Source organism: Nocardia sp. NPDC019395, from assembly GCF_040632335.1.
GTDB lineage: Bacteria > Actinomycetota > Actinomycetes > Mycobacteriales > Mycobacteriaceae > Nocardia.
Map to the genome: position 1 here is coordinate 19,794 of NZ_JBEYBT010000013.1, position 21,591 is coordinate 41,384.

General features: G+C 66.0%; 20 protein-coding genes. 14 read left to right on the forward strand and 6 right to left on the reverse strand.

The genetic code is table 11. The features are described 5' to 3' along the window. Positions 1-202 precede the first annotated feature (202 nt). The 14 genes from ABZ827_RS23675 (at position 203) to raiA (ending at position 14,161) form a co-directional block, all read left to right on the forward strand. Complete coding sequence (locus ABZ827_RS23675) at positions 203-1,438, forward strand: alkane 1-monooxygenase (RefSeq protein WP_357240438.1); 1,236 nt, start codon at positions 203-205, stop codon at positions 1,436-1,438. Beyond that, entirely contained in the window at positions 1,435-1,608 is a 174-nt protein-coding gene (locus ABZ827_RS23680; protein WP_357240441.1) for a rubredoxin, read from the forward strand. The genes ABZ827_RS23675 and ABZ827_RS23680 overlap by 4 nt, the downstream gene beginning before the upstream one ends. Before the next feature lie 323 nt (positions 1,609-1,931). After that, positions 1,932-3,167 carry an alkane 1-monooxygenase gene (locus tag ABZ827_RS23685; protein ID WP_357240444.1) on the forward strand — a complete coding sequence of 412 codons (1,236 nt, stop codon included), beginning with the start codon at positions 1,932-1,934 and terminating at the stop codon, positions 3,165-3,167. After that, entirely contained in the window at positions 3,164-3,337 is a 174-nt protein-coding gene (locus tag ABZ827_RS23690) for a rubredoxin (RefSeq protein WP_357240447.1), read from the forward strand. Before ABZ827_RS23685 ends, ABZ827_RS23690 begins: the two co-directional genes overlap by 4 nt. Before the next feature lie 39 nt (positions 3,338-3,376). Further along, positions 3,377-3,559, forward strand: coding sequence for a rubredoxin (locus tag ABZ827_RS23695; RefSeq protein ID WP_357240450.1), 183 nt, complete (start codon positions 3,377-3,379; stop codon positions 3,557-3,559). Positions 3,560-3,600: 41 nt separating this feature from the next. Further along, complete coding sequence (locus ABZ827_RS23700) at positions 3,601-4,236, forward strand: TetR family transcriptional regulator (RefSeq protein WP_357240453.1); 636 nt, start codon at positions 3,601-3,603, stop codon at positions 4,234-4,236. Between the two features lie 200 nt (positions 4,237-4,436). Beyond that, positions 4,437-5,606 (forward strand): alkane 1-monooxygenase, encoded by a 1,170-nt coding sequence (locus tag ABZ827_RS23705; RefSeq protein ID WP_357240456.1) that lies wholly within the window; start codon positions 4,437-4,439, stop codon positions 5,604-5,606. A 126-nt stretch (positions 5,607-5,732) separates the two neighbouring features. Then, positions 5,733-7,214, forward strand: a complete 1,482-nt coding sequence (ahcY, locus tag ABZ827_RS23710; protein WP_357240458.1) for an adenosylhomocysteinase — start codon at positions 5,733-5,735, stop codon at positions 7,212-7,214. Positions 7,215-7,292: 78 nt separating this feature from the next. Further along, positions 7,293-7,964 carry a dTMP kinase gene (locus tag ABZ827_RS23715; protein ID WP_357240460.1) on the forward strand — a complete coding sequence of 224 codons (672 nt, stop codon included), beginning with the start codon at positions 7,293-7,295 and terminating at the stop codon, positions 7,962-7,964. 70 nt (positions 7,965-8,034) lie between these two features. Then, on the forward strand, positions 8,035-8,721 hold the full coding sequence (gene mtrA, locus ABZ827_RS23720; RefSeq protein ID WP_174372438.1) for an MtrAB system response regulator MtrA: 687 nt from the start codon (positions 8,035-8,037) through the stop codon (positions 8,719-8,721). 111 nt (positions 8,722-8,832) lie between these two features. Continuing rightward, positions 8,833-10,737 (forward strand): MtrAB system histidine kinase MtrB, encoded by a 1,905-nt coding sequence (gene mtrB, locus ABZ827_RS23725; RefSeq protein ID WP_357240704.1) that lies wholly within the window; start codon positions 8,833-8,835, stop codon positions 10,735-10,737. After that, on the forward strand, positions 10,734-12,575 hold the full coding sequence (gene lpqB / locus ABZ827_RS23730; RefSeq protein ID WP_357240462.1) for an MtrAB system accessory lipoprotein LpqB: 1,842 nt from the start codon (positions 10,734-10,736) through the stop codon (positions 12,573-12,575). The genes mtrB and lpqB overlap by 4 nt, the downstream gene beginning before the upstream one ends. A gap of 44 nt (positions 12,576-12,619) precedes the next feature. Further along, positions 12,620-13,252 (forward strand): ComF family protein, encoded by a 633-nt coding sequence (locus ABZ827_RS23735; protein ID WP_357240465.1) that lies wholly within the window; start codon positions 12,620-12,622, stop codon positions 13,250-13,252. Between the two features lie 237 nt (positions 13,253-13,489). After that, positions 13,490-14,161, forward strand: a complete 672-nt coding sequence (gene raiA, locus ABZ827_RS23740; RefSeq protein WP_357240706.1) for a ribosome-associated translation inhibitor RaiA — start codon at positions 13,490-13,492, stop codon at positions 14,159-14,161. A gap of 41 nt (positions 14,162-14,202) precedes the next feature. On the opposite strand, the gene bluB is transcribed toward raiA, so the two are convergent. The 6 genes from bluB to ABZ827_RS23770 all read right to left on the reverse strand — a co-directional run bounded on the left by bluB (position 14,203) and on the right by ABZ827_RS23770 (position 21,362). Then, positions 14,203-14,850 carry a 5,6-dimethylbenzimidazole synthase gene (bluB, locus tag ABZ827_RS23745; RefSeq protein WP_357240468.1) on the reverse strand — a complete coding sequence of 216 codons (648 nt, stop codon included), beginning with the start codon at positions 14,848-14,850 and terminating at the stop codon, positions 14,203-14,205. A gap of 271 nt (positions 14,851-15,121) precedes the next feature. Then, entirely contained in the window at positions 15,122-16,369 is a 1,248-nt protein-coding gene (locus tag ABZ827_RS23750) for a fatty acid desaturase (protein ID WP_357240471.1), read from the reverse strand. Positions 16,370-16,593: 224 nt separating this feature from the next. Continuing rightward, on the reverse strand, positions 16,594-17,970 hold the full coding sequence (locus tag ABZ827_RS23755) for a fatty acid desaturase (protein ID WP_357240474.1): 1,377 nt from the start codon (positions 17,968-17,970) through the stop codon (positions 16,594-16,596). Positions 17,971-18,122: 152 nt separating this feature from the next. Next, on the reverse strand, positions 18,123-19,256 hold the full coding sequence (locus ABZ827_RS23760; protein WP_357240477.1) for a ferredoxin reductase: 1,134 nt from the start codon (positions 19,254-19,256) through the stop codon (positions 18,123-18,125). Between the two features lie 185 nt (positions 19,257-19,441). After that, entirely contained in the window at positions 19,442-19,945 is a 504-nt protein-coding gene (locus tag ABZ827_RS23765; protein WP_357240709.1) for a hypothetical protein, read from the reverse strand. 10 nt (positions 19,946-19,955) lie between these two features. Continuing rightward, positions 19,956-21,362 (reverse strand): wax ester/triacylglycerol synthase family O-acyltransferase, encoded by a 1,407-nt coding sequence (locus ABZ827_RS23770; protein WP_357240480.1) that lies wholly within the window; start codon positions 21,360-21,362, stop codon positions 19,956-19,958. Between the last annotated feature and the right edge of the window lie 229 nt (positions 21,363-21,591).

A 21,591-nucleotide genomic window follows, 5' to 3' on the forward strand; every position in this document is an offset into this window, starting at 1 on the left:
AACGGGTACTGTCGCGGCCGGGTCCGGTGGGCGCATAACGTATGCGTCAACGCGTATCTCTTCTTTACCGAACTCATAAACGTATCCGTGTCGGGACCGTCGCACGTTTACCGTCGTGAAGAGTGTGGGCGCGCACCTGAGCGCGCCGGTTTGCGGAAGTGAGCAGCGATGCCTGCCGGGCCCTACTAGAAGTGAGTCAGTGATGTCTGACGAGTCCGATAGACCCACAGCGCCCGAATCGTGGCGGGATCCCAAGCGCTACCTGTGGCTGTGGGGCCTGCTCGCGCCGACCGGACTCTTCACCATCGGTCTGCCGCTGGTCTGGGCGCTCGATGCCCTCGGGTGGCCCGGTCTCATCCACATCGCCTTCTGGCTCGGCCCGATCATGCTGTACGTCGTCGTCCCGCTCGCCGATCTGATGATCGGGCCGGACGGTTCCAATCCACCCGACGAAGTGCTGGCGGCATTGGAGAACGACAAGTACTACCGGTACCTCACCTACCTCTATCTCCCGTGTCAGTACGCAACGCTGGTCGCTGCCTGTTTCCTGATCACCGCGGACGAGGTGAGTCTGCCCGTGATCGACGGCGGTCTCCAACTGGTCGACAAGATCGGATTGGCCGTCACGCTGGGGATTATCGGCGGGGTGGGGATAAATACCGCCCATGAACTCGGACACAAGAAGGTGGGACTGGAGCGACGGCTGGCCAGGGTCGCGCTCGCCCAGACCGCGTACGGCCACTTCTACATCGAGCACAACCGTGGTCACCACGTGCGGGTCGCCACCCCCGAGGATCCGGCCAGCGCCCGGATGGGGGAGAGTATCTGGGCCTTCTACCCGCGGTCGGTCCGGGGCGGCTTGCGGTCGGCCTGGGGGCTGGAGCGCACCCGCTTGCGGCGGCTGGGCAGCGGCCCGTGGAGCCTGCGCAACGATGTGCTCAGCGCCTGGCTGCTGACCGTCGTGCTGTTCGGGGCGCTCGTCGCGGTATTCGGCCTGGAACTGCTGCCGTACCTGCTTCTGCAGGCGGTAATCGGTATCGGTCTACTGGAGGCGGTGAACTATATGGAGCACTACGGGCTGGCCCGGCAGCGCACTCCGTCCGGGCGGTACGAACGTCCCGCGCCCACGCACAGCTGGAACAGCGACCATCTGGTGACGAATATCTTCCTCTACCACCTGCAGCGGCACAGCGATCACCATGCCTTCCCGACCCGCCGCTACCAAGCGCTGCGTAGTTGCGAGCAGGCTCCGGCGTTACCCGCCGGATATGGCGGCATGATCGTGCTCGCCTACATACCGGCGCTGTGGCGGCGGGTGATGGACAAACGCGTCCTGGCGCACTACGACGGCGATATCACCCGCGCCAATATCCACCCGCCCGTCCGGCGCAGAGTGCTCGCGCAATACGGGGCCGCCAGGGCTGGAGTGTCGGAATGAGCGTGTATCGCTGTCCCGTGTGTGAGTACTTCTACGACGAAGCCGAGGGGGCTCCGCGCGAGGGCTTCCCACCGGGCACGCCGTGGTCCGCGGTGCCCGACGACTGGTGCTGTCCGGACTGCGCGGTCCGGGAGAAGATCGATTTCGAACCCGTTCCTGCCCGGCCCTGAATCCCGGGTGAGCCCGGGCGGCCGGCAAGCCGGTGGCCGGATACGAGCTCGATCACGATGAGACTTCGACTCACTGGGGGCTCGTGCCGGTGCCGGCCTGTCGTGCGCCGTTGACAACACGGCCCGCGGCTGCCTGGGCGGTCGGCGGCATCGGTCCTGGCCACCGGTGGTGTCCGGGTCCGGCGGCGCCGGTAACGCCGGGGTCGAGCGCGGATCCGAGGTTTACAGATCAATAAAAATGTCCACTTCGGGGCTTCTTCGCGCCTATGGTCGGTGCTGATTGTTGCGCGCATCACAGCGCGGCGTGAGGAAGTGAGACAGCGATGTCTGCCGTGCCCGACGAATCGGCTCCGCCGGAAACCTGGCGGGATCCCAAGCGATACCTGTGGTTGTGGGGGCTGTTCGCGCCCACCGGCTTGTTCACCATCGGCCTACCACTGATCTGGGGCCTCAACGCCATCGGCTGGCACGGCCTCGCCCATATCCCGTACTGGCTCGGCCCGGTGCTGCTCTATATCGTCATCCCGATCGCGGACCTCGCCTTCGGCGCGGACGGGTCCAACCCGCCGGACGAGGTGATGACAGCGCTGGAGAACGACCGGTACTACCGCTACCTCACCTATCTGTACCTGCCGTGCCAGTACGCCACCCTGTTCGCGGCCTGCTACCTGATCACCGCCGGCGATCTGAACTGGCTCGGTGTCGACGGCGGACTGCAGGTCGCCGACAAGATCGGACTGGCGCTCACGGTAGGGGTGATCGGCGGGATCGGGATCAACACGGCGCACGAACTCGGGCACAAGAAAGTGGGTCTGGAACGCCGCCTCTCGCGGATCGCCCTGGCACAAACCGGATACGGCCATTTCTATATCGAGCACAACCGCGGCCATCACGTGCGGGTCGCCACCCCCGAGGACCCGGCCAGCGCCCGCTTCGGCGAAAGCTTCTGGGCGTTCTGGCCGCGGACCGTCTGGGGGAGCGTGCGTTCGGCGTGGGACCTGGAACGCACGCGGCTGCGGCGTCTGGATTCCGGGCCGTGGAGCCTGCGTAACGATGTGCTCACCGCCTGGCTCCTCACCGTGGTTTTGTACGCCGCGCTCGCCGCCGTGTTCGGCCCGGAACTGCTGCCCTATCTGCTGCTGCAGGCGGTGGTGGGATTCAGCCTGCTGGAGGCGGTGAACTACCTCGAACACTACGGGCTGGTCCGGCAGCGCACTCCCTCCGGGCGGTACGAACGTCCCGCGCCCACGCACAGCTGGAACAGCGACCATCTGGTGACCAATATCTTCCTCTACCACCTGCAGCGGCACAGCGATCACCACGCCTATCCGACCCGCCGCTATCAGATATTGCGCAGCTGGGAGCAGGCGCCGGAGCTGCCCAGCGGCTACGCGAGCATGATCCTGCTCGCCTACTTTCCGCCGCTGTGGCGGCGGGTGATGGACAAACGCGTGCTGGCGCACTACGACGGCGATATCACCCGCGCCAATATCCATCCGCCCCAGCGGGACCGAATACTCGCTCGATACCGGACGGCGACCCCGGGGGCTACCGGATGAGCGCCTACCGCTGCCCGGTCTGCGAGTACATCTACGACGAGGTGGCAGGTGCGCCGCACGAGGGTTTTCCACTGGGGACACCGTGGTCCGCCGTGCCCGACGACTGGTGCTGTCCGGACTGCGCGGTCCGGGAAAAGATCGATTTCGAACCGGTGCCCGCCCGTTCCTGACCCGGGCGGGCGCCGCTCGACGAAAGGCCGTTCACTCCGATGACCGAATACAAGCTCTATCAATGTGCCCAGTGCGGTTTCGAATACGACGAGGCCCAGGGCTGGCCGGACGACGGTATCGCGCCGGGTACCCGCTGGTCGGATATCCCGGACGACTGGACGTGTCCCGACTGCGGCGCCGCGAAGGCGGATTTCTTCATGGTCGAGATCGAACGAACTTGAAACTTTGACTCGTGCAGGTGGAACGTGCCAGGGTCGCTGCTATGACCGCTACCGGATCCCGGAAATCGGCTCAGGGGTCTGCGCATGAGTTGCTGCGCACCACCATTCTCGACGCGATGCGCGGACTGCTCGGACAGCGTGACTGGTCGAAGATCACGCTCACCGATGTGGCGGCCGGTGCCGGGGTGAGCCGGCAGACGCTCTACAACGAATTCGGCTCGCGCGGTGGTCTGGCCGAGGCCTACGCCGTGCGCCTGGCCGACGATCTCGTCGATCACGTGGAGACCGCGCTGGCCGCCAATATCGGTGACGCCGACGCCTCCATTCGCGAAGGCCTCGCGAGCTATTTCCGGGACGCCGCCCAGGACCCGCTGGTGCAGTCTTTGTTGCTCGGTGAAGTCAAACTCGATCTACTCCGCCTCATCACTCTCGACGCCGGACCGCTGATCGGGCATGCCACCGAACGGCTCTCCGGGGTGATGCAACGCAGCTGGGTGGCACCCACTCCGGCGCAAGCCGATACCTTCGCCCACGCGCTGGTACGGCTGGCGATCAGCTACATACCCACGCCGCCCGGGCCCGGGCACGACGCCCCGGCCGAACTCGCCCGGGTCTTCAGTCCCTACGTGGCCGCGGTGCTCGCCGAACGCGCGACGCCCGAACCGGGTTCCGGATGACCGCCACGCAGCCGGGCCGGGCGGGTCCTCGGCCGATACCGGCGGCCGTGCGAGGACGGGACCTCGGCCCGTTCTGCCCCCTGGGTACGGTTGTGGCATGTAACAGTCCCCACGTTTGGGCCGAACAATGACGCAATAGAGACGCGGGGTCTGCCAATATGTAGCCCGCTGCAAGTTCGGTATTCAATAGCGGGGCAAACGTGCAATTGGTTGGCAAGTCGGCCGGATCGGCCGATCCCAAGCGCCATCTGTGGATCCTCGGTCTGCTCGCTCCCGCGTGTGCGCTGCTGCCCTCCCAGCTGGTGCTGCATACCGGCCTCGAGGTGTTCTGGTGGATCGGGCCGATCATGGTCCTGGTGGCCATCCCGTTGCTCGACATCCTGGTCGGCGACGACGGGACGAATCCGCGCGACGAGGACTACGAGACTCTCTCCAACGACCGCTATTACCGGTGGTGCACCTACCTCTTCCTGCCCATTCAGCTGGTCGGGCTCACCTTGGCCGGATACCTGTGGGCCGGCAGCGAACTCAGCATCGCCGACAAGATCGGCCTCGCCGGCACGCTCGGACTGGTCTCCGGTATCGGGATCAACGCCGCCCATGAACTCGGGCATCGCGTCGAGCGCCTGGAACGGTGGCTGGCCAAGGTCGCCCTGGCACAATCCGGCTACGGGCATTTCTTCGTCGAGCACAACCGGGGCCACCATGTCCGGGTCGCTACGCCGGAGGATCCGGCCAGCGCCCGGTTCGGCGAGAGCCTGTGGGAATTCCTGCCGCGCAGTGTGGTCGGCGGTTTCCGCTCCGCGCTGCGGCTCGAGCGGTTACGGCTGCGCCGGACGGGAAATGGCTGGTGGAGTCCGCGCAACCATATCCTGCAGGCCTGGGCGATGACCGTGGTGCTGTTCGGGAGTCTGATGCTGGTCTTCGGCTGGCAGATCTTCCCGTATCTGTTGCTGCAAGCGGTCCTCGGCGCCGGTCTGCTGGAAACCGTCAACTACATCGAGCACTACGGACTGCTGCGGGAACGGCGCCCCAACGGACGATACGGGCGCTGCACCGCACGCGACAGCTGGAACAGCGACCGTCTCGTCACCAATATCTTCCTGTTCCATCTGCAGCGCCACAGCGACCACCATGCCAACCCCGGTCGCCGGTACCAGACCCTGCGCAGTTCCGAGGAGGCACCGCAACTGCCCGCCGGGTACGCGGCCATGGTGGTCCTCGCGGTGATCCCGCCGCTGTGGCATCGGGTCATGGACAAACGGGTGCTCGCGCACTACGACGGCGATCTCACCCGCATCAATCTCGGCCCCCGGAAGCGGCGGGCGATCGAGGCCGCACCGACCGGCCCGGGGATGGTCACCGGCTGAACCGCGGGCGTGCCGTGCACGTGCACGCCCGGTACCGGGGCCGACCGGTACGGCCGGACCGCGGGGGCACCGAACCGGCTAGCCTTGCGATCGAGACCGATAACGAGAGAAGGCTGATCCACGCTGATGACGACCTCCGAATTGCCTCGCACATCGCTGAGCACCGATAGCCGCAACGGCGTCGAATACAAGGTCGCGGATCTGTCGCTGGCCGATTTCGGCCGCAAGGAGATCCGGCTGGCCGAACACGAGATGCCCGGGCTGATGGCCCTGCGTCGCGAATACGCCGACGTCGCGCCGCTGAAGGGTGCTCGTATCTCCGGCTCGCTGCATATGACCGTGCAGACCGCCGTGCTGATCGAAACCCTCACCGCACTGGGCGCCGAGGTCCGCTGGGCCTCCTGCAATATCTTCTCCACCCAGGACCATGCCGCGGCAGCGGTGGTCGTGGGGCCGCACGGCACCGTGGAGGAGCCCGCGGGCACCCCGGTCTTCGCCTGGAAGGGGGAGACGCTGGAGGAGTACTGGTGGGCCGCTGAACAGATGCTCACCTGGCCCGGCGAGCCGGCCAATATGATCCTCGACGACGGTGGCGACGCCACCATGCTGGTGCTGCGCGGCGCCCAGTTCGAGAAGTCCGGCGTGGTGCCGCCCGCCGACGAGGAACACTCCGCCGAATACACCGTGTTCTTGAACCTGCTGCGTGAGCGGTTCGAGACCGATAAAGGTAAATGGTCCGCGATCGCCGAGAGCGTCAAGGGTGTCACCGAGGAGACCACCACCGGCGTGCTGCGGCTGTACCAGTTCGCTGCCGCGGGTGAACTCACCTTCCCGGCGATCAACGTGAACGATTCGGTCACCAAGTCCAAGTTCGACAACAAATACGGCACCCGGCATTCGCTGATCGACGGCATCAACCGCGGCACCGATGTGCTGATCGGCGGCAAGAAGGTGCTGATCTGCGGCTACGGCGATGTCGGCAAGGGCTGTGCGGAATCGCTGGCCGGGCAGGGTGCCCGGGTGCAGGTCACCGAGATCGACCCGATCAACGCGCTGCAGGGGCTGATGGACGGCTTCGATGTGGTGACCGTGGAGCAGGCCATCGCCGACGCGGATATCGTCATCACCTCGACCGGGAACAAGGACATCATCACCCTCGACCACATGCGGGCGATGAAGGATCAGGCCATTCTGGGCAATATCGGCCATTTCGACAACGAAATCGATATGGCGGGCCTGGAACGCTCCGGCGCGACCAAGTTGAATATCAAACCTCAGGTCGACCTGTGGACGTTCGGCGATTCCGGTAAATCCATCATCGTGCTGTCCGAGGGGCGGCTGCTCAATCTGGGCAACGCCACCGGGCATCCGTCGTTCGTGATGAGCAACAGCTTCTCCAATCAGGTGATCGCGCAGATCGAACTGTGGACCAAGCCGGAGGAATACGACAACGAGGTCTATCGCCTGCCCAAGGTGCTGGACGAGAAGGTCGCCCGCATCCACGTGGAGGCGCTGGGGGGCACGCTGACCAAGCTCAGCAAGGACCAGGCCGAGTACATCAATGTCGATGTCGAAGGCCCGTACAAGCCGGAGCACTACCGCTACTGATCCGGCTCCCTTTCCGGTCTCCGGTCGCGCCCGCCTGCCTCGGCAGGCGGGCGCGGCTGTCCGAGTAGGGTGCTCATCATGGGAGTGCTGGTCTCGGTGGAAGGCCTCGACGGTGCGGGTAAACGGACACTGATCGCCGATCTGGTGGCCGAGCTCGAGGGGCTCGGGTTACGTGCCGACACCCTGGCCTTCCCGCGATACGGCCGGTCGGTGCATGCCGATCTGGCCGCCGAAGCACTGCGCGGCGCGCACGGCGATCTGGCCGGTTCGGTGAACGCCATGGCCGTTCTGTTCGCACTCGACCGGGCCGCCGCGGCCGACGATCTGGCGAAATTACTGGCCGGCAACGATGTGGTCGTCCTGGACCGCTATGTCGCCTCGAATGCGGCGTACAACGCGGCCCGGCTGGGCCAATCGTCCGACGGGGAAATCGTGCGGTGGGTGGGGGAATTGGAATTCGGCCGGTTCGAACTTCCGGTGCCGCGGGTGCAGTTGCTGCTGGATGTACCGGTCGAGGTCGCGGCCCAACGTGCCCGGCGGCGCGGCGAACTCGATGCGTCCAGGGAGTTGGATGCCTATGAACGCGATGGTGGATTACAGGAAAGAACGGCCGCGGTGTACCGTGATCTCGCTCGGCGCGATTGGTATGGAACCTGGTGGGTTTTCCGGCCCAGCGAAGAAGGATCCGGCCCGCGCACCGGCGAAATGAAGGCATTGGCCGCGCGGCTCGCCGCATCGGCAACGAATTAGTGTTGGATATCCGGCGGGAACGCGCCATTGTGTGGCGTGGCGACCCGTTACGAGCCCGGGAGATGACAACATAGTAACTATGAAGCCGAAGATTCTGGTCGTCGACGACGATATGGCCCTCGCGGAGATGCTCACCATCGTCCTGCGGGGCGAGGGTTTCGACCCGCACGTGGTCGGCGACGGCACCCAGGCCCTGTCGGCGGTCCGTGAGATCCGGCCCGATCTGGTCCTGCTGGACCTGATGCTGCCGGGGATGAACGGTATCGACGTATGCCGGGTCCTGCGTGCCGATTCGGGTGTGCCGATCGTGATGCTCACCGCGAAGACCGACACCGTCGATGTGGTGCTCGGTCTCGAATCCGGCGCCGACGACTACATCGTCAAACCGTTCAAGCCGAAGGAACTGGTCGCGCGGGTGCGGGCGCGGCTGCGCCGCACCGAGGAAGAACCGGCCGAACTGCTCAATATCGCCGATATCGTGATCGATGTGCCCGCGCACAAGGTCACCCGCGAGGGCGCGCAGATCTCACTGACCCCGCTGGAATTCGATCTGCTGGTGGCGCTCGCGCGCAAACCCCGGCAGGTTTTCACCCGCGAGGTGCTGCTCGAACAGGTCTGGGGCTACCGGCATGCGGCCGATACCCGGCTGGTGAACGTTCATGTGCAGCGATTACGCGCCAAGGTCGAGAAGGATCCGGAGAATCCGGAGATCGTCCTGACCGTGCGGGGCGTGGGATACAAGGCCGGTCCGCCGTGATCCGCTCCGCTGCCCGCAGGGCCCGGAGGCGGTAACTTGCGCGACCATCAAGGGTCCCGCACACGTTCCGATCCGGGCGGGAGCGGGCCGGCGGCCCGGTTGCGGCAGGCGCTGGTTCCGGTCAACGAATGGTTTCAGCACGTCGGTAAATCGCTGGGGCTGCTCTGGCGGCGCTCGCTGCAGCTGCGCGTCATCGTCTCGACGCTGACGCTGTCGCTGATCGTCATCACCGTGCTGGGCGTGGTGCTGACCAGCCAGATCACCGACCGGCTGCTGGATGCCAAGATCAACGCCGGCGTCGAGGAGATGGACCGGGTCCGTAACACCGTGGAGGGGCAACTCGCCGGGGTGCACGATGTCACCAGCCAGCAGCAGCGCCTGTCCGATGCCCGTGACTCATTGTCCAACCGGCGCGACAGCCGGTCCGGCGGCGCCGCGGGCAGCTTCGATTCGGCGCTCAGCATGATCGGCGGTGCGCCGCAGCAGCTGATCACCGCCGGCCCCGTCCAGGAAGTGCCCGATTCGCTGCGCCGGTTCGTCCAGCGCAACCAGGTGAGCTACCAGTTCGCCACTGTCGACGATCCGGACGGTTATCACGGCCGGGCGCTGATCATCGGCAGTCCCAGCGCCGAAGTGCCCACGCTGGAGATCTACCTGATCTTCCCCCTGGGTAACGAGGAACGCAGCTTGTCGCTGATGCGCGGCACCATGATGGTCGGCGGCGCGGTGCTGTTGATCCTCCTCGCCGCGATAACCGCACTGGTCACCCGCCAGGTCGTACTGCCTATCCGGTCCGCGGCCCGGATCGCCGGGCGATTCGCCGACGGCCGTCTCAAAGAACGCATGCTGGTGCGCGGCGACGACGATATCGCCCGGCTCGCCAAGGCGTTCAACGAAATGGCCGAGAGCCTGTCCAACCAGATCAACCAGCTCGAGGAATTCGGCAATCTGCAGCGTCGCTTCACCTCCGATGTCAGCCACGAGTTGCGTACCCCGCTGACCACGGTGCGGATGGCCGCGGATCTGATCCACGGCAGTAGCGACGATCTGGATCCCGCATTGGCCCGTAGCGCCGAACTGCTCGTGACCGAGCTGGACCGGTTCGAAGGCCTGCTGAACGATCTGCTCGAGATCTCCCGCCACGATGCCGGTGTCGCGGAACTCCAGGTGGAATCGCTGGATGTGCGGATGTGCGTGCGCGCCGCGATCTCCACTGTGCGCCATCTCGCCCGCGACGCCGCCGTCGAGGTGGTGATCGATCTGCCGGAGGAGCCGGTGGTCGCCGAGGTCGATCCGCGCCGGGTGGAGCGCGTGCTGCGTAATCTGCTGGCCAATGCCATCGACCACAGCGAGGGTAAACCCGTACTCATCCGGATGCGCGGTGACACGGAGGCCAACGCGCTGGCGGTGGTGGTGCGGGATCAGGGTGTCGGATTGCGGCCGGGCGAGGAGAAGCTGGTCTTCAGCAGGTTCTGGCGTTCCGATCCGTCGCGGATGCGCCGCTCCGGCGGTACCGGGCTCGGACTGTCGATCAGTGTCGAGGACGCGAATCTGCACGACGGAAAACTCGAGGCTTGGGGCCGCCCCAATGTCGGTGCGAGTTTCCGGCTGACCCTGCCGCTGGTCCGCGGCCAGAAGCTGGGCCGCAGCCCGCTGCCGCTGGAACCGGGGATGCGCAAAGCGCCCCGCCGCCCGGACGGTGAGGGCGAACAGGGTGCCGGCGAACGGGTGGAACTGGGACCTCCGGTGTCCGAGACCGAACCGTGGGCCCCCCGGCCCGCGGCCGCGGCGGAGCCGGACCCGGCATCGTCCGGCACCGGCGAGCAGGCCGGTGCGGGCAGGTCCGATGACAGCGCAGGCCGCGCCGGCCCCCCGGTCGATACCGAATCCGAAGGTTCTGCCCCGGAAACCGATACGCCTGCAAAAGATTCCGATGTGAATCCGAATGGCCCGGCGGCCGCCGGGCCGGCACCGGACGGGCCCGTGTTCACAGACACCGGAGACCAGAAATCATGACCCTGCGCCCCCCACACCGCCGCCCGGACTCGCCCAGCGGCCGCGCGGAGTCCAGCCTCATCACGGCGCTCCTCGCCATTGTGGCGATGGTGGTGGTCGCCGGTTGCGCGAGCCTGCCGGACTCCTCCCAACCCCAGGCTCTCGGCACGATCAACCAGGAACCGTCCGCCGAGCGGCCGTTGCCCCCCAGCCCCGGCCGTGACCCGGATCTGCTGCTGCGCGATTTTCTGCAGGCCACCGCCGATCCCGCGGACGGTCATCTGGCTGCCCGGCAGTACATGACCCCGGCCGCGTCCACGCAGTGGAACGACGAGGATTCGCATGTCATCGTCGAACGCGCGGATACGCTGCGCGAGTCCCGCACCGAGACCGAGGCGACCTATGTCCTGCGTGCTCGTAAGGTAGGTGAACTCGCCGAGGACGGGTCCTACCACGTAGCGGACGGGATCATCGAGGACAAAATCGAGATGACCCTGGTCGACGGCCAATGGCGGATCGATGAACTCCCCGACGGTGTGGTCATGGAGTACAGCGCGTTCAGCCAGTCCTATCGGCGGCAGGCGTTGTATTTCGTCTCCGGCGACGGCCGGCACGTGGTCCCGGATCTGCGCTGGATCTCGGTCGTTCGTCCGGACGATTTGGCGCGGCGGCTGATCGATATGCTGATCGCCGGCCCCCAGCCCTATATCGCGCCGGTGGTGCGTAATTATCTGAGTCCACCGGTCGCGGTGCGGGGTCCGCTTACCAAGGCCAACGGTGATCCGGTCGGGGTGGGAGTCGGTCTCGGCGGCGTCCGGATCGACTTCTCCGGTATCGATCAGCTGTCCCCGCGTGATCGCGAACTGTTCGCCGCGCAGGTGATACTGACCCTGTCCGCCGCCGAGGTGCTCGGTCCCTACATTCTGCTGTCCGACGGGCGCCCGCTGGACGAGCGGTTCGCCGACGGCGGCTGGTCGGTCACCGATCTGGGCCCGATTGCCGATGCGGTGCAACCGGAGGCCCAGATCCCGCTGCACGCGTTACGCGACGGAACGCTGGTCGAGGTCGACGCCGACGGCGGCCCGAAACCGGCGCCCGGTTATTTCGGCACCGTGCAGAACCTGGAATCGGTGGGTCTGTCGCCGGACGGCAAAAGGATCGCCGCGGTGGCCGACGCGGGCCGGGCGCCGCCGCAGCCGCAGCGCATCCTGATGATGGGTAGCGACGGCGGTGAGGTCTTCCCGGTCGCGGACGGCGGCACCATCACCCGTCCGTCCTGGACTGCGGATGGTAGCGAGGCCTGGGCGGTTGTCGACGGTAACCGGGTGATCCGGGCGGTCACCAACGGTGAGACCGGCACAGTATTACCCGAGGGGGTGGACACCGCTCAACTGTTCGACGGAGGGTCGTCCACGCCGATCCAAGCGCCGATCACCGAACTCCGGATCTCTCGCGACGGGGTCACCGCGGCGTTGATCGCCGATGGGAAGGTATATATCGCGCTGGTGCTGGTGCGCCCGGACGGCAGCTACGCGCTGACAGCACCGCGGCAGATCGCCATAGAACTGAGTACTCCGGCGGTCTCGCTGGACTGGTACAGCAACGATACGATCATCCTCGCCGGTAGCGGCACAGTGGACCCGGTGCGCACCGTGCGGATCGATGGTTCCGATTTGATCTCGCTGGGTGGCCGGAATCTGACCCCGCCGGTCCGCCAGGTCACCGCTTCCGTAGAGCGGCAGTACGTGGCGGATTCGCGCGCTGTTCTTGAATTGACCCGTACCCCGGAAGGGGGAGACCCCTACTGGCGCGAGGTCCCCGGCCTCGGCGCGGACGCGGTGCCGATACTTCCCGGCTGATATCGAGCCGGGTGTGTCGGTACCCGGCGGCATACTCGGCCGGTATGCGGACGCTTCTGGATCTGGTGCTGCCGTCCGAATGCGGCGGTTGCCGGCGGCCCGGCACATTGTGGTGCGCCGAGTGTGCGCGGACCGTGGCCGGTCCGCCGACCCGGATCCGGCCGCGTCACGATCCGGGAGTGCCGTGCTGGGCGCTGAGTCCCTACCGCGGGCCCGCGCGCAAGGCCGTACTGGCGGTGAAGGAACGTGGCAGAGGCGATCTCGTACGACCGCTCGGGCTCGCGCTCGCCGCCGGGCTGGCCGAGTTGCGGACACCGGGCCGGTCGCTGATACTTGTACCCTCGCCGAGCCGGAGGGCATCCGCCCGGCGGCGCGGCGGTGATCCGGTGCTGCGGTGCGCTCGGGCGGCGGCCCGGTCGCTGGATGGTTGCCAGGTTGTACCGTGTCTGCGAGTCTGGTGGGGAGTCCGCGATTCGGCCGGCCTCTCGGCGCGTGAGCGCGAGCGGAACCTGCGCGGTCGGATCAGCGCCGCACCGCTACCGGCCGCGGCGGGGAACGCGCAGGTGGTCATGATCGACGATGTGCTCACAACCGGTGCCACGGCGCTGGCGTGTGCCCGGGCCATGGCGGCTGCCGGGTCATACCTCGATGACATCTTGGTGACCTGCGCCGCGTGAATCTCTCGAAATTTGCGTGAACAGTGGCGAACGTCCGGTCCGCGGACTAGCGTCGCGTTCACACACCCCGTTCCGGGAGTTTGGAGGTGGGCCTGCGATACGAGTGCCGGCCGACTGATGGGACGTGGCCGGCATGGTTTCATCCCGCCGCGCGCGTCGGAGGTGCGCGGCCAGATCCGGGAGGTACGCGTGACGACATCTTCACGACCTTCAGTTCAGGACACAGCCCAGCCGCAGTTGGACGACCAGCTCGACCAGCCACGGGAAACCCGCGCGGAAATTGTGGTCAAGGGCCGCAACGTCGAAGTGCCCGACCATTACCGAGTCTATGTGTCGGACAAGCTGTCCCGGCTGGAACGCTTCGATCCATCGATCTTCCTTTTCGATGTGGAACTTTTCCACGAGCGCAATCGTCGTCAACGCAAGAACTGCCAGCGGGTGGAGATCACCGCGCGCGGTAAGGGGCCGATTGTTCGCGCCGAGGCCTGCGCGGACAGCTTCTACGCCGCGTTCGAGGCCGTCACAGCCAAACTCGAGAGCCGGCTGCGCCGCACCAAGGATCGGCGCCGGGTGCACTACGGGGAGAAAACGCCGGTTTCGGTGCACGACGCCACCGCGGATCTGGCCGATGACGCCATTACCGAAGGCCTGTTCGATGCCACCCACGACCATTCCCGGCACAGTGCCAAGCGCGCGGATTTCGCCGCGGACTATCCGGAGTACGAGGGTCCCGGCCATATTGTGCGTACCAAGGTCCACCCGGCCGTTCCGATGACGGTCGATGACGCGCTCTACCAGATGGAATTGGTAGGCCACGATTTCTTCCTGTTCCAGGACAAGGAAAGCGACCGTCCGTCGGTGGTGTATCGCCGGCACGCGTTCGATTACGGCCTGATCAGGCTCGCATAGCCCGGAAGGACGTCGGCCGGCCCGCGAAGGGCCGGCCGTGTTCATTCCGTACGGCTGCTCCGGTATCCCTCGAAATGCACTGCCTCGTCCAGTGGCCGCCGGTGACGCCAGCCGAACCGTTCGAGATCGGGGACGCGCTGGAATTCGCTGACCGGGCCGATACAGAGCCAGGCCACCGGCCTGATACCGGCGGGCAATTCGATGAGTTCGGCGAGGAACGGCGCGTCGTAGAACGACACCCACCCGACACCGACCTGTTCCGCGGTCGCTGCCAGCCAGAGGTTCTGGATCGCGAGGATTGTGGAGTACACGCCCGTCTCGGGGACCGAGGCCCGGCCCAGAATATGCGGACCGCCGCGGGAATCGTCGTGGACCACCACGATTCCGGTTCCGCTCTCCTCGATACCCTCGATCTTGATCGGGTCGAAGGTCCGGGCGCGATCGGCCGGTAGCGAACGGGCGAACTCCAACCGCTTCTCCGCGACATGAGCCGCGAATTTCCGCAGCGATGCCCGGTTGCGCACCAGCACGAAATCCCACGGTTGGGAGTTGCCGACACTCGGTGCGCAATGCGCCGCTTCGAGAATCCGCCACAGGACCGCGTCGTCGACCAGCTCGCCGGTGTACTCGGCCCGGACATCACGCCGCGTCCTGATTGCCTCGTACACGCTCATCTCCGCAGTACCCACAGAAACAGTATCTATTGCCCGCTGCTCTGTCCGGGCGCGTTCGCCGCTCTTCGGGTTCCGGCGCCCGTATGAGCGGCCCAGGGGCGGACGGAGTGCGTCGACGACGAGGTCGAGCAGGCGGCCGGTCCGGTCGCCTGCTACTACCGGCGGCCGTGGACAGGCGATGCCGGCCCGATCAGTAGTACTCGGCCACTGAGTAGCGCGCCGAGGGTTGCGGTTGGTATCCACGTTGCGGAAAGCGGAGTGCCGGCGAACCGCAACCCGTCGAGCGTCAGCGCGCGAACGATACGGCGACTCGCCGCCGCCCCTTCGCTATCGCGGTACGCAGACCGCGACGTTTTCCGGTCACCGGGTCGATGGTGGAGACGGCCCGGCCGTCGAATTTACGTTCCGAGGCTGTTTCCGGAGCGTCATCCGCGGTGTGGCGGAGATACTTGTTGGGCAGTGCCAGTTTCAGGATGGTCCGCCACGCCTTGAAGTACTGGACGGGCAACGAACCGGTGGTGTACGGCAGGTCGTACTTATCGCACAGTTCCCGCACCCGGACCGCGACCTCGGCATACCGGTTGCTGGGGAGGTCCGGGAAGAGGTGGTGCTCGATCTGGTGGCTGAGGTTCCCGGTCATGAAATGCATGAGCTTACCGCCGGAGATATTCGCGCTGCCCAGCATCTGACGCAGGTACCACTGGGCGTGGGTTTCGTTGTCGATATCGGCCTTGGTGAATTTCTCGGCGCCGTCCGGGAAGTGCCCGCAGAAGATGACGGCGTTGGACCAGATATTGCGGATGACGTTCGCCGCGAAGTTGGCGGTGAGGGTGTGGAAGAAAGACGGGCCGGTCAGCAGCGGGAAGACGACGTAATCCTTCAACGCCTGCCGTTTGATCTTGGCCAGCGCCTCGTCGACCTTCCGGTCGAATTCGGCCCGCTCCGGGGTTCCCGGCGCGACTTTACCGGCCGCGACCTTGCCCAGTTCCAGATGCTGGATCGCGACTCCGTATTCGAAGAGCGACTGCAGGATCAGGTTGTACACCGGGTTTCCGATATTGAACGGCTTCCAGCGCTGGTCGCGGGTGACCCGGAGCAGCCCGTAGCCGATATCGTCGTCCATTCCGAGCACGTTGGTGTACTTGTGGTGCAGGTAGTTGTGGGTGTGCTTCCAGTGTTTGGACGGGCCCGCGTTATCCCATTCCCAGCGGCTGGAGTGGATCTCCGGATCGTTCATCCAATCCCACTGGCCGTGCATCACATTATGCCCGATCTCCATGTTCTCGATGATCTTGGAGGTGCCCAGCAGTGCCACGCCTGCCAGCCAGGCCGGCGGTAGGAAGCTGGCGAAAAGGACTGTGCGGCCGCTGATTTCGAGCGCACGCTGCAATCGGATGACGTTGCGGATATAGCGGGCGTCGCGCTCGCCACGGGTCGATTCGATGTCCCGGCGAATCGCGTCGAACTCGGCTCCGAGTGCTTCGACGTCCGCCTCGGTGAGGTGCGCGTATTCCTTGACATCCGATATAGCCATGCGGGCTACCCTACCGTAAGTTACGCCACCGTAGGTTTGGAGATTTTAGTAGAAAATGTGGCGTGCGCCCTATTGCATGTCCCAAGTCCGGGTGATAAGCCGAGCGACAACATCGACGTTATAGATCACTATCGGGACTCGACTGCATAATCGCCCGGTCCGGAGCGGACGTTACATCCGAAATCGACAGGGCGAAACCCCTCTTCGGGCAGACCGGACGTCGACTACCGAGCCGACTGAGCGGTCTTCGTTTTCCGCAGCGCGTACCGGGCCCGCCGGAGCAGATCCTGCTCCTGCCGGGCCTTGGCCCGCACTGTCCGCTCGGCGGCACGCAGCACTTCTTTCTCGTGCTGGGCCTTGGCCCGTAGCGCGACCTTCGCGTCGTGCAGGGCGGATTTCAAACCGCGCCGTTTACCGGTCTCCGGATCGATACTCCACGGCCGGTGTTCGGCGCCCGGACGGGAGGTGAGTCCGGTGAATTTGCGCTCGGATGATGTTTCCGGAGCGTCGTCCGCCGTGCGCCGCAGGAATCGGTCGGGGAGTGCCAGTTTGTGGATGGTGCGGAAGGCCAGCAGGTACTGCTTTCCCAGCGAGCCGGTCGTATACGGCAGATCGTACTTCTCGCACAGTTGGCGCACCGCCACCGCGACCTCCGGGTAGCGGTTGCTCGGCAGATCCGGGAAAAGATGATGTTCGATCTGGTAGCTCAAGTTCCCGCTCATAAAACCCATCACGGGCCCGGCGGAGAAGTTCGCGCTGCCCAGCATCTGGCGCAGATACCATTCCCCCCGGGTCTCGCCCTCGAGCTGTTCCTCGGTGAACTTCTCGGCGCCGTCGGGGAAATGGCCGCAGAAGATGACCGCGTAGGCCCACAGGTTGCGGACCAGGTTCGCGGTGGCATTGGCCTTCAAGGTTGCGGTGAAGGCGGGCCCGGTGATCGCCGGATAGATGACGAAATCCTTGGCGACCTGCCGGACGATCTTGCGGCCGAACAGTTTGTTCGGTTCGCTTCCGAGCTGGAAGCGGGGGGTCCCGGAAAGTTGCTTCTCGATCTTCCAATCGTGCAGCGCGATACCCCATTCGAAGGCGGCGGCGAGGACGATATTGGCGATCGGCTGCACCAGGTGCAGGGGGCGCCACTGTTCGTCGCGGGTCATCCGCAGAATGCCGAATCCCAGGTCCTCGTCCATGCCGAGCACATTGGTGTAGGTGTGATGGGAGTAGTTGTGCGCCCGCCGCCACTGTGCCGACGGTCCGGTCATATCCCACTCCCAATTCGTGGAGTGGATTTCGGGATCGTTCATCCAATCCCATTGACCGTGGCTGATGTTGTGCGCCAGCTCCATATTCTCGATGATCTTGGCGACGGACAGCATCGCGGTACCGGCCAGCCAAGCCCAGCGGTTGCGGCTGCCGAACAGCACGGCGCGGGCCGCGAGCTCCAAGCCGCGCTGGGCGGCGATGGTGTGCCGGATATAGCGGGCATCGCGTTCGTCCAGAGATTGCTCGACCGAGCGGCGGATACCGTCGAGTTCCTGTCCCAGGGTCTCGACATCCGCGGCCGTGAGGTGGGCAAAGGCTCTGATGTCGGTGATGGCCACCGGCGTCCCTTCTGTAGGCACGATATGCGGAGACGAGAGCGGAACACGTCGGAAACGAGAACACGTTTTACGTGATTTCCCGGGCCGGGACGCAACCTGCGACTCACCCCGAGAATACCTGCGCCCGGCAATTGCCGGGGGCGCCGGTGTGGCTATACGTCGAGGGTGCAGTCACCGGCCGCGGCGGAGATGCACGTCTGCACCTTTTCCCCTTCGAAACGTTCGGCGCCGTTGCGCAGATCGCGGGCACGGCCCGAACTCAAGGTCACCACACAGGTCTGGCAGATACCCATCCGGCAGCCGAACGGCATCTGAACTCCGGCGGATTCACCGGCCTCCAGCAGAGTCGTGGCCCCGTCCGCAGTCACCGTGCGCCCGGTCTTTCCGAAGGTGACGGCGCCGCCTTCGGTGGTCGCGGACCGTTCCACCTCGAAGCGCTCCACGTGCAACGCGTTGTCGAGGCCGGCGGCGTGCCAGTGCTTCTCGATTTCGTCGAGCATGCCCAGCGGGCCGCAGGCCCAGGTCTGGCGCTGCCGCCAATCCGGGTACAGCTGGTCCAGCGCGGCCGGGGCGAACTTGCCCTTCGCGCCGGTGAGATGGATATGCGAGACGAATCCCGGATACCGCCGGTGCAGATCCTCGAGTTCGGCCCCGAACATCACCTCCTCGGCGGTGCGGGCGGAATGGATATGCACCACATCGGTCACCGCGTCGCGGCGGTCCAGGGCGCGCAGCATCGACATAACGGGTGTTATGCCGGAACCGGCGGTGAGGAACAGCACCTTCGGCGGCGGCGGCGAGGGCAGGACGAACGCGCCCTGCGGAGCCGCCAGGCGCACAATGGTGCCCGGAGTCACCCCGTTCACCAGATGGCTGGACAGGAACCCTTCCGGCATCGCCTTCACCGCGATGGCGATGACCTTCTTGCCGTAGCGCGGGTCGTCCCAGTCGGGCGGGCTGGTGAGCGAATAGGACCGCCAGTGCCAGCGGCCGTCGACCAGGATGCCGATCCCGATGTACTGCCCGGGCTCGTACCGGAAATCGAAACCCCAGCCCGGCTTGATCACCAGGGTGGCCGAATCCGTGGTCTCCTTGCGGACGTCCACCACCCGGCCGCGCAGTTCCCGCGCCGACCACAGCGGGTTGGCCAGATGCAGATAGTCGTCGGGTAGCAGCGGGGTGGTCGCCCGGGCCACCGCCCCGCGCAGCAGGTTGAGCCTGCCGCCGCGCTCGGCGACATCGGCCGCCGGAGCTTCCAGCCACTCCCGGACATTATCGAGAAACATCGGTGCCGTTTCGTCCTTCTGTCGTCGTGGCCACCGTCGGCGACCGCCTTCCCACAGGTTACGGCATCGTAGGTTGGCCTGGGTTCGTGCGCCGTCACAACGATCCGCCGTTCATCCCGGCAGCGTGTCGACGCTCTCCTCGTCGCCGATGAGTCCGTGGATCGGGCGGTGAAAGCTCGGACGCCTCACAGTAAGTCGAGGAGGAACGGCAGTTCCTGGGTGGCGTACCAGGCGAGCTGGTGATCCTCGGCGTCGCCGAGGACGAATTCGGCGTCCTCGTCGCCCAGGTCCGCGGCGTCGATGATGTCCACGGCTTTGGCCACCGCGGATTCGGCCTCGGCGAGGTCCATATGTACCGAGCCGACCCGTTTGTACTGGATCGGACCATCCAGTTTCACCACCGCGTCGTCCAGGTCCGGGCGCAGTGTCGCGCCGGTGACATCCACTGCGATCACCGCCCGCCGGTACATCGGCGTGGCCGAACTGTGGACGTCGTCGGCCAGCAGCCGCAGCGACGCGCGTGCCGCCTCCGCCATGGCGACCTCCGCGAGTTCCTCGTCGTCACCGGACGCGTAGGCCTCGCGCAGCGCGGGCGTGAGCGCGAAGGCCGTCCCGCCCATCGCGTGGAGTTCGCGTTTGTCCACGAGTTCCCGCAGCATCGCGACGGTAGCCGGCACGTACACGCGCATGGTCTTGCGGTCAGAGGCAGGCACCGAGTATCTCCTCCATCGATTCGGGCACCGACGCGGCCAGCACCTCGATATCGGCCATTGCCTCGCGGTCGGCGTTGAGTCCGTAGCAGACCCGCCCGTCGTAGGACGTGATCCCGATACTCGTGGCCTGATTGCGCAGTAACGGCGAAACCGGGTACATCTCCAGCATCCGCGCACCGCCGACGTACATAGCCGTCTGCGGGCCCGGCGCGTTGGTGATCACCACATTGAACGTATGGTCTGCGAACGTACTCGCCGCCCGGACACTCATCGCATGCAGGCTGGCCGGGGCGAAGCCGGCGAGATGCACCAGCGTCCGGGCGCGCACCGCGTGCCGCTGCCGGCCGTCCTCGGAAGTCGCGTGGGCGATATGCGACAACCGCATCACGGGGCTCGGTTCGCCCACCGGCAGATCGATCAGCAGCGGGGTTATCTCGCTGGGCAGGGTCCGGCCGGCGCGGGGTTCGCTGCCGTACCCCGACATCGGCACGACCGCCCGGAGCACGGTCGATTCGGTCATTCCTTTGTTGCGCGACAGCAGCCAGTTACGTAGCGCACCGGTCAGCACCGCCAGCATTACGTCGTTGATCGTGCAGCCGACGTGCTGGTGCACCCGCTTGTAGTCGGCCAGGTCGGTCACCGCGGTGGCGAACCGGCGCTGCCGGCAGGTGCGCGCGTTCAACGGACTGTCCGGGGCGCCGCCCGCCGCCGACCGTATCGCCGACGCCACGGTATCCAGCGTTCTGCCCGCCGTGCCGATCAGCCCGGCCGCGTTCGCGCCGGCCTCGCGCAGTACCTCGACCGCCGATGCGGGCTGCGCCACGATATGACCCAGCGCACCTAGGAACAGATCGGTATCGCTGGGCTCACGCCCCGGCTGCCACCGGTCGTCGGCGATATCGCGCGGGGATTCGGCATTGTCGGCGACGACATGGCCGATCTCCAGGGCGGCGTCACCGTCCACCAGGGCGGCATGAGACTTCGTGTAGATGGCGCAGCGGCCATCCGCCAGGCCCTCGATCAGGTATATCTCCCATAGCGGGCGGGCCGGGTCCAGCGGCCGTGAGCCCAGCCGTGCGACGAGTTCGTGCAGCTGATCGTCGCTACCCGGGGACGGCAGCGCGGAGCGGCGGATGTGGTAGGTGATATCGAACCGGCTGTCCTCGACCCAGACCGGCCGCCCCAGCGACAACGGGATCTCCCGGACCTTGCGCCGGTATCGGGGAACCAGTGGCAGGCGTGATTCGACCAGATCGACCAGTACCCGGTAATCGAGGAGCCGGTCGTCGCCGGCGGTGTTGTCCAGGACGATCAGCGAACCGATGTGTACCGGGTGGGTGGTCGATTCCAGCCGGAAGAAGTCGGCGTCCTGCGGTGTCAGCCTGGCTATCACGCTGGTATCTGCCCCTTCGGAGTCCGGAATCCGGACTCCATTGTGACCAGTCGGCAGCCGTTCCCGCACCATTGTGTGGATTTTCCGATACAGAATTCAGTACCTTGCGCCGCGACCGGTGGTGGTATATCGCCCCACACCCCGGGCGCCGTCGAAAATTGTGACGAAGGCACAGTGGCCGGGTACGCGGCGGCGCCTACCATGGGAGCCGCATTACCATGAAGCAAGC